We start from the raw sequence: 12,748 nt of genomic DNA on the forward strand, positions 1-12,748 counted from the left end.
ATTCGTCGATATGCTTTTTCCATCGCGACAACAACCGCTGTCGTTAATGGCAAACAAACATTGAGCAGGAAAAAGGAAGACATAAATGAAAACCAACTACATCGCTTCAACTCTCTTCGCTTCCACGCTGTTACTGGGCATGGCAAGTGCATCCGCTCCGGCATTCAGCGCGTCTGCGTCACCGGTGGTGAGCATTTCAGGCGTGGATCACGCTGGCATCAACGTGCCGGATATTGGCAAAGCGATCGCGTTCTTCCAGACCACCTTCGGGGCGCAGCTGGAATCAGACATTACCCCCGGAGCCATTCCCGATGCCTGGAAAGCGGCATTTAACTGGCACCAGTCCAGCGAGCTCAAGCGCTTTGTGATGATGCGTATGCCGGATGGTACCGGGGTTGAACTGTTCCAGTACAGCGGTGAGCAGATCAATCACCAGCATCCGCATGAAGACGACGCTGCCGCCACCCATATTGCGCTGAGAACGCCGGATGTCCTGTCCAGCTATCAGGCCATCAAAAAGGCGGGGCTGAAGACGCTGAACGAACCGGTGACCAACGCCGATGGCACCCAGTGGTTTTACTTCCTGACGCCGTGGGGTTCGCAGATTGAACTGGTCGGCAAGGTGAAAAAGGGCAACTGATACGCACCGGTGCGGTGATGCAAAGCCGCACCTGTTCTGGAGAATGCTATGAAAACGTTGATTACCACCGGTTTACTGCTGGCCACATTGCTGGCCGGAACCCATACCTCATTCGCGGAGAGCACCACTATGAACATCGGCACCAATCAGGTTGAGCCATCAGGTCTGCAACAGTTAATCGATCGTCATTTTGCTATCTGGAACAACACCGACGCGGTTGAACGGGCAAAAGGATTTGCCGACGTCTACACGCCAGATTTTTTTGTGGCTGATTACGATGGCCTGTCAGAAGGGGCTGAACGGGTGACCGCTGCGATCAATAAAGTGCAGTCACAGCATCCCGGTTTTATCTTTACCCCGGCACCGGTGGAGTGGAACCACGGTATTGCCAGAGTGACATGGGGTTATGGGCCGAAGGAGAATCCCTATCTGGTGCGCGGCGAGGATGTTTTTACCGTCAGCAACGGGAAACTGTCGAGCGCACGGGTGTTTCTCAGTAAATGACAGCATCAGCTGGCGGGGAAAATTACCTGCCAGCTGTCTGCTTTTACTGCCATAACGTAGTCACTATTACCTCATCCATGCCTGCGCCAGGACTCCAGGAAATTCAACAGAAGCTGATTAACCTGTTCAGGTTGTTCTTCCTGGGGCAGATGGCCGCACTCTTCAATTGCGTGAGCTTCCAGATTATCTGCCATTTCTTCCCACACTTTCTTCATATCAAAAAGCTTACCCACTGCGTGAAAATTAGCGCCCCAAAGTGACATCACTGGACAGGATATTTTAACCTCTTCATCCTCTAAATCCTGCGCCACATCCTGCGAGTTCGCACGATAATCGGCCATCGCCCCACGAACCGCCCCAGGTGACTGGTATGCTCTGACATACGTATCAAATGCTTCTCCGCTGATCGTTGAGGGATCAAAAGTCCAGTCGGAGAAAAAATGGCGCAGCCATATGTGCTCTCGCCCGGCAATTAAGGCTTCAGGCAGATCTGGCACCAGGTGAAAAAGGAAAAACCAGTAAGCTCTGGCGATAGCAGCATTAAGATCTCTGGCAACGATACGTGTCGGAACATTATCCATAACGACCAGCCGATCAACTAATTCCGGATAGTCTTTCGCAAAGCGGGTAGCAACCCGAGCACCACGGTCGTGCCCGACCAATGCAACTTTATCGATACCTAATTCCCGCATTAGCTCGCGGATATCACGCGCCATATTTCGCTTGTCATAACCGGTATCAGGTTTATCCGTTTCCCCGTATCCGCGGAGATCGGGAGCAATGACACGAAAGTGCTGAGATAAAACTGGAATTTGAAAGCGCCATGCATAATTTGTTTCCGGAAAACCGTGCAGCAGAATAACTGGCGCACCTTCCCCTTCCTCAATCACAAACTGGCGTATTCCATTAGCATTAACAGTATAACTTTTCATTATCATATCCTCAGAGGCGTTGTTATTTCAGGAAAGGGACATCAGTCGCGCGCTGATATGGACCGTATAAAGCCGGAACCCAGTGATAACTTTTTTCTTCCTGAGTGATGTGGCCAATGCCAGGGAAGGGAAGATGAGCCGCAGCAACCCATTCATCACTTCTGGCAAGTTGTTTGAATTCCCGTTCGCGCGACGCAATGGCTGTAGCGGAATCCACATCGAAACGAATGGAAACTTCGGGGTGAGCAAACTGCACGGCCGCTGCATGGATCAGGTCACCGATAAAACTGATGGAGTATTTACCGGACGTAAATTTATAAACAGTGCTGCCCGGCGTGTGACCAGGCGCATAAGCCGTGTTCACTTCGGGAATGGGTGAGGAGGGGGGTGTAAAGGTTCGCAGGTGATTTGCGGATTTATAGGGTGCCAGGGCACGTTGTGCGATAGCAAAATATTCCTTCGCATTCTGCGGGGCCGACGCCTCTTTGGCTGGATTCAGCCAGAAATCAGCTTCTCCCTGCGGAACATACACCGTTGCATTCGTAAAAAGCGCTTTACCGGCAGCGTCACTCAAGCCACAGACATGGTCGAGATGCAAATGCGTAAGGAATATCGTGTCAATCTGCTCTGGGCGGTAACCAGAGGCAATCATATTGGGTATCAACTGCCCTGCAGTTTCTGGTACGCAATGGCCTGCACCGCTGTCGATCATAACCAGATGTTTACCGGTATTGATCAAGAATGCGTTGAAGGTGGTCGGCATCTTCTCCGGCCCGATGGCCTGCTGAGCGAGCATTTTCCGTACTTCTCTGGAAGAAAGGCCATGTAACAGATCTGGCGATAAATCGTTGTAACCGTCAAAAAGGGCGGTGACTTCATAACCCCCTACGGCAACGCGAGAGTAGCCCGGAACCTGTTGTCTGACCTGAGCCGGTGCGTCCGCAGTCGCCTGACCAGCCACAAGCATGGCTGTAAGTCCTAAGATCGCCGTTAACTTCTTCATTTCCACTCCTGATTAAATTATTCATTGAGCATCATGTTGGTGGAACTACTATGGCGCTATAACGATTTATGCAGTAGTCATGTAAACTGTTAGGTCAGCATAACGAGAATCGAGATAATGAAACTTGAGGATATCGACGTGTTTGTTCAGGCAGTACAGACGGGTAGCCTGGCAGGAGCAGCGCGCCGCCTGGCTTTGAGTTCGATGGCAGCGTCGCGTAGCCTGAATAATCTGGAAGCTGAATTGGGCGTCAGGTTAGTACACCGAACAACACGCGCGCTGGCGCTGACCAGCGACGGAGAGCGTTTTTTTGCCGCATGCACAATATTTGCTTGAAGGTAGAACGAATGCACTGGCCGAATTGCAACCAGTCGGCAGTTTACTGACCGGACATTTACGCATAACGGCTTCATCCGCTTTTGGCCGTATCATTGTTGCCCCGATGCTGACTCACTTCATGACGCAACATCCTGAACTTAAAGTGGATCTGCTTACAACTGATGAACAGATTGATATTGTGGCAAATGGCATCGATATAGCGATCCGCATTGCTCCTTTACGAGATAACCGCCTGGTTGCACGACGGCTGGCTGACAACCCGCGCGTGCTGTGTGCCTCACCAGATTATCTGGCCAGGCAAGGACGGCCTCGATCGCTGGATGATCTTGCACATCACCATTGCCTGACCTCAACAGATACAACCCATTGGTCTTTTATCAGTGGAGCAAAAAAGGTTAATCAGAGAGTGAACGGCCGTTTTGCCGCCAATTCCGTGGAAGTGTTGATGGAAGGATGCCGTGGAGGTTTAGGCATCGCCAACTTTTCACTCTGGTATGCTGAAGCTGCGATAAACAAGGGCATAGTCACCCCCATCGTTCTGGAGGACGCAGAGCCTGAAACCCTGGGTATTTGGGCGGTTTATCCCACGTCACGACTGGTCCCGCAAAAAGTCCGGGTGTTCAAAGATGCGATGGTGGATGTTCTCACCGGCATGTCGGTAAAGTGGGAGAACGCTGGGCAATGAGCGGTGGATGTTCACCACCGCTTTACTATCTTACCGGACGAAATCACTTAACCATTTCAGACCTGCAACGGTCTCAGTCGCAGGGCGGTATTCACAACCCACCCAGCCCTCGTAGTTAAGCTCTGTCAGCGCATGGAAAATAAAAGACCAATTAAGTTCCCCGGTACCCGGCTCATTGCGGCCAGGGGAGTCAGCAACCTGCACATGCCGGATATGCGGGAAAAACTCCCGCATACGCGCAGTGACATCGCCTTCGCTGCGTTGTACATGGTAAACATCAAATAACAGTCCCACGTTTGCTGCGCCGACATCGCGGATAACCGAAGATGACTGCCCCTGTGTCCTGAGGATAAAACCCGCAATGTCATTCGGGTTCACCGCTTCCAGAACAAGAGTGACATTATTGGCCTGTGCAGCCGCCCAGCGCACATTTTCAACCAGCGTGGTATACGCGGCATCAAAGCTGACATCCTGCTGGCGAATCCCGGCCTGCAAATGAATCATCCGGCAATCCATCCCGTTGGCATACTCCAGCGACTTCAGGAAGTCACTTCTGAACGCATCGATACTGTCAGGGTGACACGCCTGGCCGGAAGCCTTGACGGTGCCGGGTTTTCCGGTTGGCGTATTGATCAGCAACTGCTGCATACCGCTGTTGTTGAGCAAATCCCGGAACAACGCGATGGGACGATCATAGGGCCAGGCAAATTCCGCTGCTTTGAAACCTGCCGCCGCCGCCGCATCATAGCGCTGCTCAATAGGTAATTCGGTGAAAAGCCATTTCAGGTTGGCACTGAACTTCAGTGGTGTGGTCATTTCGCCTCCTTATTTACCCTGCAACGTGGTCACGGCTTTGGAAAAGAAGTCGGCAGAGCCGAAATTCCCCGATTTGAGCGCCAGCGCCAGCGGTTTTTCGCCGGGAGACAACAGGGCAGGGACGCCAGTATCAATCTCATTGCCGATTTTCAGTTCTCCGAGATGCAACGCACTGACCACCGCCCCCGATGTTTCGCCGCCACCCACAACCAGCCTGCGAATGCCGCTGTCGACGAGGTTCTTCGCCGTGGAGCCAAACAAAGCATCGAGCATTGATGAAACCTGTTCGCGGCCATACGTATTCTGAGCGCGCGCGACATCCGCCTTGTCACCTGAAGTAAACACCAGCGGCGATTTACCCTGATTGGTTTGAATAAAATCGACTAACTGTGCGGCGTTCACTTTCCCGGTCATCACGTCATCCACGCTAACCATCATCACGGGATGGGATTTGGCATGTTCTGAGATCTGTCGCAGGGTGGTACTGGAACAACTGCCAACCAGAATGGCTTCCGGACCATCGATATGCGGCACATCACTTTGTGAACCGGAAGCCAGACCCCGGACGATAAAGTTATGCGGCAAACCCATGGCGATCCCTGATCCACCGGTAAGCAGGCGCGAGTCAGCACTGGCTTTGGCGATGGTAATCAGATCTTCATCGCTCAGGGCATCAATAACGGTCAATGTATCGCCATTGGCGGCCGACTTATTCAATGCCTCACGTAACGCTTCTGCACCTTGATGCACCGTCTGCCAGGCAATAAATCCCGGTGTGCGGGTGGACTGCTGTTTCAGCACGCGGCGAATATCGGCATCCTTCATTGGCGTCAGCGGGTGATGCTCCATACCAGACTCATTCAGCAGACGATCCTGGACAAACAGATGCCCCTGATACACCGTCCGGCCCATGGCAGGGAAGGAGGGGCAGACCGGCACCGCTTTTTCACCGAGCAGGCTCGCAAGCGCCTCAGCCACCGGGCCAATGTTGCCTTCAGCTGTTGAATCGAAGGTTGAACAGTATTTAAACACGATTTGCTGGCAGCCCTGATCCAGTAACCAGCGACAGGCCGCCAGTGACAGTGCAACGGCCTCCGCTGCCGGAACCGAACGGCTTTTAAGCGCAATCACGCCTGCTTCTACATCCGGGGAAGCGGCCTGTTCCGGGGTGGTCAGATAGAGCGTCGTTTTGAGGCCACCTTCACCCGCGATGCCTTTTGACAAGGTCACGGCAATGTCGCTCGCCCCGGTAAAATCGTCAGCAATCACACCTATCAGCATGATGTCCCCCCTGTTTGCGATTTCATCAGGTTTACGGCGGCGTCAGGCGCACTCAGAACAGGGACCGACACTTTTTCTTTCACCGCCGCCATCGCACGGGAAGTGGAGAAATGCGCCAGCATGATGACATCACAATCTGCCAGTTCATGGGCACGCGCCGCAATCAGGCGGTTGTGCGTGTCGGCATCGCCCTGACGTAAAAGATCGATAGCATCATCGACCACAATCGTTTTCAGCGTGGCGTCGCTGCCACTCTCGGCGACAAACTCATTGAACTCTTCGGTCATGGTGATCACCGCGGGCGCGAAGGTTGCCAGCATACCAATGTGTTTTCCCTGCTGGAGTGCAGCACGGAACATCGCTTCATTCGGTTTCAGCACCGGAATGGGCAACTCAGCAGCCATTTTATCAATCGCCGGGCCAAAGGCGGAGCAGGTCACCAGAATCCCGGCGGCCCCCAGGCTGAAGCCATAGTGACCAAAGCGCACAAAACGGTCGATCAGATTGGCAGAAAGATCGGTTTCGCGGGCACGGTCAAGGGTAAGACCATCGTCGAGCAGGTTTACCAGCTCGGCTTCGGGCCAGAGGGTTTTGAAGCTTTGATGAATCGGTTGCATGGCGACAGGTGTGGCATGCAACAGGACAATGCGTTCGGACATAAAATCACCACTCGTATAGGGATGCTGGACGGCAATAGTTAGCGACACATCAGGCCGTTGCTGGCATAAGCCGCACGACAGGGTTCAGTGAGCAAATAATGGATAAACGACTGTGCACGGGCCCAATCGGTGCAATCATTCATCACTGCAATGGTGAACGGCGTCAGATGCTGAAGCTCATCCGGGAAACCACCCACGATGGTGATGCCCTCCACCGTCATCAGTTCGCTCATTTGCTGGACAGCAAGATCCGCCTCGCCTGTCAGCAATTTTTCCCCGGTAAAACCCTGGGCGATTTTCGTCGCTTTCGGTTCCACCCGCTCCAGCACGCCCTGTTCGGCCATGATTTTTTGCAGATAGATGCCACTTGCACCACCGAGGGAGTAGGCAACTGAGCGTGCCTGGACCAGCGCATCAAGAAAGCCTTGTCTGGTGGCAATGTCTGGGGGTGTCTGTCCTGCGGGTACGGCGACGCCGAAATAAGCCGTGGCCAGTTTGAAACAGTTCTCCGGTTTGACTAACCCATGGTCGACCATGCCAGCAATGGCATCATCGGTCGCGATAACCACATCGGCATGAAGCCCCTCGGAGAGTTTCTTCTCAATAATGGTGGTGGGGCTCCACTCGAAGCTGAGATCGGACTGATGTTCATATCCGGCTAAAACTCCCCGGTCAAAGGGGGCGCGTACCGCCAGGGTGCTAAAAACTTTCAGTGTCTTAGCGTGATTCATTGATAACTCCAGAAAGTTAAAATGTGAGGGCTGCGCGTTACCAACGGCAGTCAAACGTATCGAACAGCTCCTGCATGGCGGCGGCATTCAGGGCATCGGGTTTCGGATGACTCATCAGCCAGAGTTTTGCTGTTTCTTCCAACTCTTCGAGGATTTCTGCCGCTTTAGTGACGCTGGGTCCCCAAATCACCGGGCCGAGACGTTCCAGCATGATCCCTTTAACTGTGGCGGCCAGTTGACCGGCCTGAACTGCAACCTCAGGTGAACCCGGACGGCAATAGTTGATAAGCGGAATCTTGCCCACCTTCATCACCTGATACGGCGTAATAGGCGGCAGAATCGCTTGCTGGCTCCATACTTCCCCCAGCGTCATCGCCACCAGATGCGTTGAATGGGTATGAACGATGCCGCGTACGGCATCGTTGTTGGCATAAATGGTGCGATGCAGCGTTAAGGTCTTAGAGGGTTTGCCACCATTAACCCATTCTCCGTCAGCGTTCACTTTGGCAATCATGTCGGGTTCCAGCGCACCGAGGCAAATGTCGGTGGGCGTTATAAGCCAGCCGTCATCCAGACGGGCGCTGATATTCCCTGAACTGCCGACGGTAAAACCACGCTGATACAGGCTACGTCCTGTCTGGCATATTTCTTCACGAATGGTGATTTCATGAGACATCTTTATACCTTCCCGATTTAATTTGCGTGCTTCGTTGCGCCATGCGACGGACGCTGTGACGCGTTCTCATCCGCATCTGATGCCACTAAACCCAGCGGTTCGATTTTCCCTACGATGAAGATGTAAGAGAGTGCACCAATCAGACAGATAATGCCGGTGGCGACCAGCGGGACTTCATAAGAACCGTTGTTCATCGACAGCATGATCCCGGTGAATGAGGAGCTGATGATACCTGCCAGGTTACCGGCGAAGTTTTGAATACCGCCGATGGTGCCAACGTATTCGCTACCTGGTGCGACATCGGCAGGCAGCGACCAGACCACGGCGGCCGAAAAGGCGATACTGGCGTAAGAAATGGAAAGCAGCGTAATGATCAGGGGGATGCTGTCGGTGTATGTCGCCAGACTGATCACTGACGAGAGCAGCAGCCCCAGAACCAGGCAGGATTTACGGGCGAATGTCAGGCTGAAACCTTTGCGGAACAACCAGTCAGACAGGTAGCCACCTAACATACTTGCCGGAATCCCCACCAGCGGCGGGATCATCCCCAGCGTACCCAGTTGTTTCAGGGAGAATCCCTGGCTGGCCATCAGGTAGGACGGAAACCAGGTCAGGAAGAAGCTGAGGGCAATATTCAGGCAAAAGAACGACAGCATCATGCCCCACATGGTGCGGTAGCGGAACAGGAACAACCATTCCTTTTTGCCACTGCTTTTGGCTTTTGCCGGGCCACGATCGGCAATCAGATTGTCTCGCTCGACTGCGTTGAGTCCTTCTTTCAGTTCCGGTGTGCGGTAAATAATGTACCAGGCGATGGCCCAGACAATGCCCAGCACGCCTGTGACAATGAATGACATTTCCCAGTTCCAGGTACTGATGATCCAGGCAACCAGTGGTAACGCCAGTGCTGACCCGGCTCGCGGACCGGCATTAAAAATCCCGCTGGCGGTGGCACGATCCTTTTTCGGGAACCATGAGTAAACGACTTTGGCACAACCTGGGTGACCACCGGCCTCGCCAATACCGAGCAACATCCGCAGGCCCATCATCGAGACCAGCCCACGTCCGCAGGCCGTCAGCACGGTGAAGACAGACCACCAGGCGACAGCAATGGTCAGTCCCAGGCGCTCACCGAATTTGTCCAGCAAACGTCCGGCAGGGATTTGCATCAGGGCATAGGTCCAGAAAAATGCTCCCATAATAAAGCCCATACTGACATCATCTAACCCCAGGTCATGTTTGATATGCGGGGTGGCGACGGAGAGGTTAACGCGGTCAATATAATTGATAGCCATGGCAATAAAGCACATGATTATCATAAACCATCTGATCTTAGGGTAGTTACGCATTATAGTTTTCCTGTTGGCTAACGTTTTTTCAGCACGAAAAACCCTGCTGTCTGTATTCTGAAATACAGGCAGTGCTGTTAAATTTTATTAATTAGATATCAACCAATTTCAGTTCTACATTCTGGCTTCTGATTTTTCCCTGCGCTTCCAGAGGAAGATACGAATCGGTGATAATGGTATCCATCTTGTTTAACGGACAGATGGAATATAAGCCGTACTTGCCGTATTTACTGCTATCCGCGACGAGGATTTTCTTTCTGGAGACTTCAATCACTGCCTGTTTAACTATTGCTTTCTCTTCGTAAGGGGTTGAAATACCTCTTTCAGCATCCCACGAGCTTGAACTGATGAAGGCGATATCAACATTCAGCGTCTTAATAAAGTTGGCCGCACTGATTCCAACCGATGAAAAATTTCGTTTATCGACCAGGCCGCCAGTATGGAAAAGGTTTATTTGCGCCTTATTCATTAAATACTGGCTGATGGAAAAATCATTGGTGATGATGGTGGTATTGAATTTTTCCCCAAGGTATTTAGCCAGTTCGAACGTTGTTGTCCCGGCATCTACGTAAATAACCAATCCATCATCGACCATTTCCGCAGCGGCTTTGCCAATAATCTGCTTGGAGCGGTGATGAATAAGCGCTTTATCGCTATAACGCATTTCATGGCGCAGCACGTCATTCAGCTTGATGCCACCACTTACGCTGACGACCTTGCCTTCATGTTCCAGCAGCTGGATATCCCGTCGTATGGTCATATGCGACACGTTCATCAGATCCGCCAGCGCATTGATGGATGCGGTACGGTTCTCATAGACATAGCGGTAGATAAAGTCCTGCCTTTCACTCGGGATCATGCTGTCACCTTAACTAAACTATCGATATCAATGACATCATGCTCGTGTTCACTGAATGAGTACATTCTCTCCCACATTAATTCACATATGAATGACCTGCATCACATATCCAGCAGTACATAAAATGCGTTAACCCTATGAAATAGAGTAAATTTGTCGATTAACACCGTTCACATGATTTTGTGAAAAATGTGATGATGTGGAAAATAGTGGTGTGAGTTGTGAAAATCAGGCTGGTGTGGATTCGGAATCTGAGGGGGAGAATGTCTTGCTGCATTTGATAATGAGTGATCACGACGACTCAAAACACGCCCCCCGTTCACAGCAGTCATCGCAGCTGGGTGAGCGGCAAATCAATTCACCTTCGGCATGCAGGCAACGCTGGCGATAGAAGAATTTTTTCCAGCGCATATTGTTATGATTCATCGCCACCAGTAGCGGAAAGCAGTCGCCCATCAGCTGACGCAATTCCGCCCTGGAACTCAACCCCAAATCTTCCCACAGATGATTAAATGCCAGCGAGACACTGGCGATAATACGATGCATGGGGAACGCATCTGGATGGAGATATTCCGCCAGCCATAACTCCAGCTGCTGCTGCTCATCCGCGCGCGTCGCGATCAGTTCGCTCATCAATTGATGACGCATCAGTGTGTCCGCAACCATTGAAGGTTGCTGGACTGGAATCTGACGCTGTAACCGCGCCCATTGTTGCACACCAAGTCCCATCATCAGGGGATAACTCCCCTGACCCTGCAAATAGAGGGAGGTGAGCCGACATAGCCAGTGCTGTTGTGGTGTCATGCGACCCCCTTATTTTGCAACTGGATAGATTTTGCATTGGCGCGCCAGGTCAGCCACCAGCGATGGAGGGCTTCGGGCACCGGTTGCCATGCATCATCCACACAGGGCTGGATGCCGCGGGCCTCCAGTTTTTGCCACGGGGTATAACCCATGCGCACACAGAACACCGCTTTGACATCCGCCAGCAGATCAAAAATTGCCGCCATGCGTGTCTCGCTGTCCTGTTCCGGCTCGCAACTGTCGCTGCCGTGGCAATATTTTGGGGTAAAGCGTTGATTGACCAGCACCACACCGGCAGCCGACAGGCTGTAGATGTAAAAACGATCCGCATGACCAAAATGGCTGTCAATCACATCCCCATGCTTCGTTGCGACGGCTACCAGGCAGGCTTCTTCTTCATCAGACTCCCCCTTCGTCGCGATGCTGGCATGCAGCCTGGCGCGCTGGAACAGTATGGGTAGCCAGGGTTGCGGCGAACGCTCCGGCTCCGGTAGCTGCGCAAACTGCTGGCTACGGTCTTCGCCCAGCATCCCAATCGCATCCGCGCGACACTGGTGGCAGTGCGTCATCTGCGGGATGATCTCACCGCAACGTTGCCGTACGGCAGCGACCATCGCAGCATCAGGTTCTGGCTGGCCTTGCAGACCAAACACCGTGCCATGCTCCGGGCGGGAAATCAGCGGCATGATGTTATGGATAAAGGCACCGTTGGTTTGCAGCATCTGGCTGACCTCCGGCAGTGCCTGATCATTAATCCCTGGGATCAACACTGAGTTGATTTTCACCAGCACCCCCTGCGCAGCCAGACGACGCACGCCCTCCAGTTGACGGGCGATCAGGATTTCCCCGGCCTCGCGTCCACGGTAGCGTTCGCCGTCCAGCCACAGCCAGGCGTAGATTTGCGCAGCGATATCGGGGTCCAGAGTATTGATGGTCACGGTGACATGATCCACACCAAGTGTGACCAGCCGATCAACGGCATCCGGCAGCATCAGGCCATTGGTGGATAAGCATAGCTTCAGGTCCGGAAACGCCTCCCGCACCTGTTCAAGGGTGCTGAAGGTGCGATGAATATTTGCCAGCGGGTCGCCGGGACCGGCAATGCCCACCACCGACAACTGCGGAATCGCGGTAGCGACCTGGCGCACCCTGGCGACAGCCTGTTCCGGCGTCAGCAGGGTAGAGGAGACGCCAGGGCGGGACTCGTTACTGCAATCAAATTTGCGGTTGCAGTAGTTACATTGCAGATTGCAGGCGGGTGCCACGGGCAGATGCATGCGCGCAAATCGGTGATGCCCGCTACGCGAATAGCAGGGATGCGATGCAACTTTACCCGCGACCCGTTCGGTCAGCGTCTCACTGGTCGGGGCCTGGCAGGCAGAAGAGGAGCAGGAAGTCATGGCGTTACCTTGATAATGTAGTCTGATCTTCCTGCTGCAATTTATGTACCGATGATAATTGATTGAAATG

Annotated in this window: 15 protein-coding genes; 4 read left to right on the forward strand and 11 right to left on the reverse strand. The window is 52.9% G+C overall.

The features are described 5' to 3' along the window. The first annotated feature begins 85 nt into the window (after positions 1 to 85). Positions 86 to 640: a VOC family protein gene (locus HA50_RS22270; RefSeq protein ID WP_084879028.1), complete on the forward strand. Its 555-nt coding sequence runs from the start codon at positions 86 to 88 to the stop codon at positions 638 to 640. Positions 641 to 688: 48 nt separating this feature from the next. Beyond that, a complete protein-coding gene (locus HA50_RS22275) occupies positions 689 to 1,144 on the forward strand; it encodes a nuclear transport factor 2-like protein (protein WP_084879029.1) in 456 nt (151 codons plus the stop codon). Positions 1,145 to 1,215: 71 nt separating this feature from the next. Here the strand turns inward: HA50_RS22275 and HA50_RS22280 are convergent, their stop codons facing one another. Both HA50_RS22280 and HA50_RS22285 read right to left on the reverse strand, forming a co-directional pair. After that, the gene (locus HA50_RS22280; protein ID WP_084879030.1) at positions 1,216 to 2,076 is read right to left on the reverse strand and encodes an alpha/beta fold hydrolase; all 861 of its coding nucleotides are present in this window, start codon (positions 2,074 to 2,076) and stop codon (positions 1,216 to 1,218) included. 22 nt (positions 2,077 to 2,098) lie between these two features. Then, positions 2,099 to 3,079: an MBL fold metallo-hydrolase gene (locus HA50_RS22285; RefSeq protein ID WP_084879031.1), complete on the reverse strand. Its 981-nt coding sequence runs from the start codon at positions 3,077 to 3,079 to the stop codon at positions 2,099 to 2,101. A 117-nt stretch (positions 3,080 to 3,196) separates the two neighbouring features. Between HA50_RS22285 and HA50_RS31605 the strand changes: the two genes are divergently transcribed. After that, positions 3,197 to 3,415 carry a helix-turn-helix domain-containing protein gene (locus HA50_RS31605; protein ID WP_208617330.1) on the forward strand — a complete coding sequence of 73 codons (219 nt, stop codon included), beginning with the start codon at positions 3,197 to 3,199 and terminating at the stop codon, positions 3,413 to 3,415. Then, on the forward strand, positions 3,390 to 4,103 hold the full coding sequence (locus HA50_RS22290) for a substrate binding domain-containing protein (RefSeq protein WP_208617331.1): 714 nt from the start codon (positions 3,390 to 3,392) through the stop codon (positions 4,101 to 4,103). The genes HA50_RS31605 and HA50_RS22290 overlap by 26 nt, the downstream gene beginning before the upstream one ends. 30 nt (positions 4,104 to 4,133) lie before the next feature. On the opposite strand, the gene HA50_RS22295 is transcribed toward HA50_RS22290, so the two are convergent. From HA50_RS22295 to nifB, 9 genes are all read right to left on the reverse strand, one after another. Further along, positions 4,134 to 4,919: a hydroxypyruvate isomerase family protein gene (locus HA50_RS22295; protein WP_084879032.1), complete on the reverse strand. Its 786-nt coding sequence runs from the start codon at positions 4,917 to 4,919 to the stop codon at positions 4,134 to 4,136. A 9-nt stretch (positions 4,920 to 4,928) separates the two neighbouring features. Continuing rightward, positions 4,929 to 6,200: a 3-oxo-tetronate kinase gene (otnK, locus tag HA50_RS22300; protein WP_084879033.1), complete on the reverse strand. Its 1,272-nt coding sequence runs from the start codon at positions 6,198 to 6,200 to the stop codon at positions 4,929 to 4,931. Then, a complete protein-coding gene (locus tag HA50_RS22305; RefSeq protein WP_084879034.1) occupies positions 6,194 to 6,859 on the reverse strand; it encodes an aspartate/glutamate racemase family protein in 666 nt (221 codons plus the stop codon). The genes otnK and HA50_RS22305 overlap by 7 nt, the downstream gene beginning before the upstream one ends. Before the next feature lie 38 nt (positions 6,860 to 6,897). Beyond that, positions 6,898 to 7,590 carry a molybdate ABC transporter substrate-binding protein gene (locus tag HA50_RS22310; RefSeq protein WP_084879035.1) on the reverse strand — a complete coding sequence of 231 codons (693 nt, stop codon included), beginning with the start codon at positions 7,588 to 7,590 and terminating at the stop codon, positions 6,898 to 6,900. Between the two features lie 37 nt (positions 7,591 to 7,627). Beyond that, positions 7,628 to 8,266 carry a 3-oxo-tetronate 4-phosphate decarboxylase gene (gene otnC / locus HA50_RS22315; RefSeq protein ID WP_084879036.1) on the reverse strand — a complete coding sequence of 213 codons (639 nt, stop codon included), beginning with the start codon at positions 8,264 to 8,266 and terminating at the stop codon, positions 7,628 to 7,630. A 17-nt stretch (positions 8,267 to 8,283) separates the two neighbouring features. Further along, entirely contained in the window at positions 8,284 to 9,615 is a 1,332-nt protein-coding gene (locus tag HA50_RS22320) for an MFS transporter (protein WP_084879037.1), read from the reverse strand. A 91-nt stretch (positions 9,616 to 9,706) separates the two neighbouring features. Further along, entirely contained in the window at positions 9,707 to 10,474 is a 768-nt protein-coding gene (locus HA50_RS22325; RefSeq protein ID WP_084879038.1) for a DeoR/GlpR family DNA-binding transcription regulator, read from the reverse strand. A gap of 291 nt (positions 10,475 to 10,765) precedes the next feature. After that, positions 10,766 to 11,278, reverse strand: a complete 513-nt coding sequence (locus HA50_RS22330; RefSeq protein ID WP_084879039.1) for a nitrogen fixation protein NifQ — start codon at positions 11,276 to 11,278, stop codon at positions 10,766 to 10,768. After that, complete coding sequence (gene nifB, locus HA50_RS22335; RefSeq protein ID WP_084879040.1) at positions 11,275 to 12,678, reverse strand: nitrogenase cofactor biosynthesis protein NifB; 1,404 nt, start codon at positions 12,676 to 12,678, stop codon at positions 11,275 to 11,277. Before nifB ends, HA50_RS22330 begins: the two co-directional genes overlap by 4 nt. Between the last annotated feature and the right edge of the window lie 70 nt (positions 12,679 to 12,748).

It is taken from the genome of Pantoea cypripedii, from assembly GCF_002095535.1.
GTDB classification, from domain to species: Bacteria; Pseudomonadota; Gammaproteobacteria; order Enterobacterales; family Enterobacteriaceae; genus Pantoea; species Pantoea cypripedii.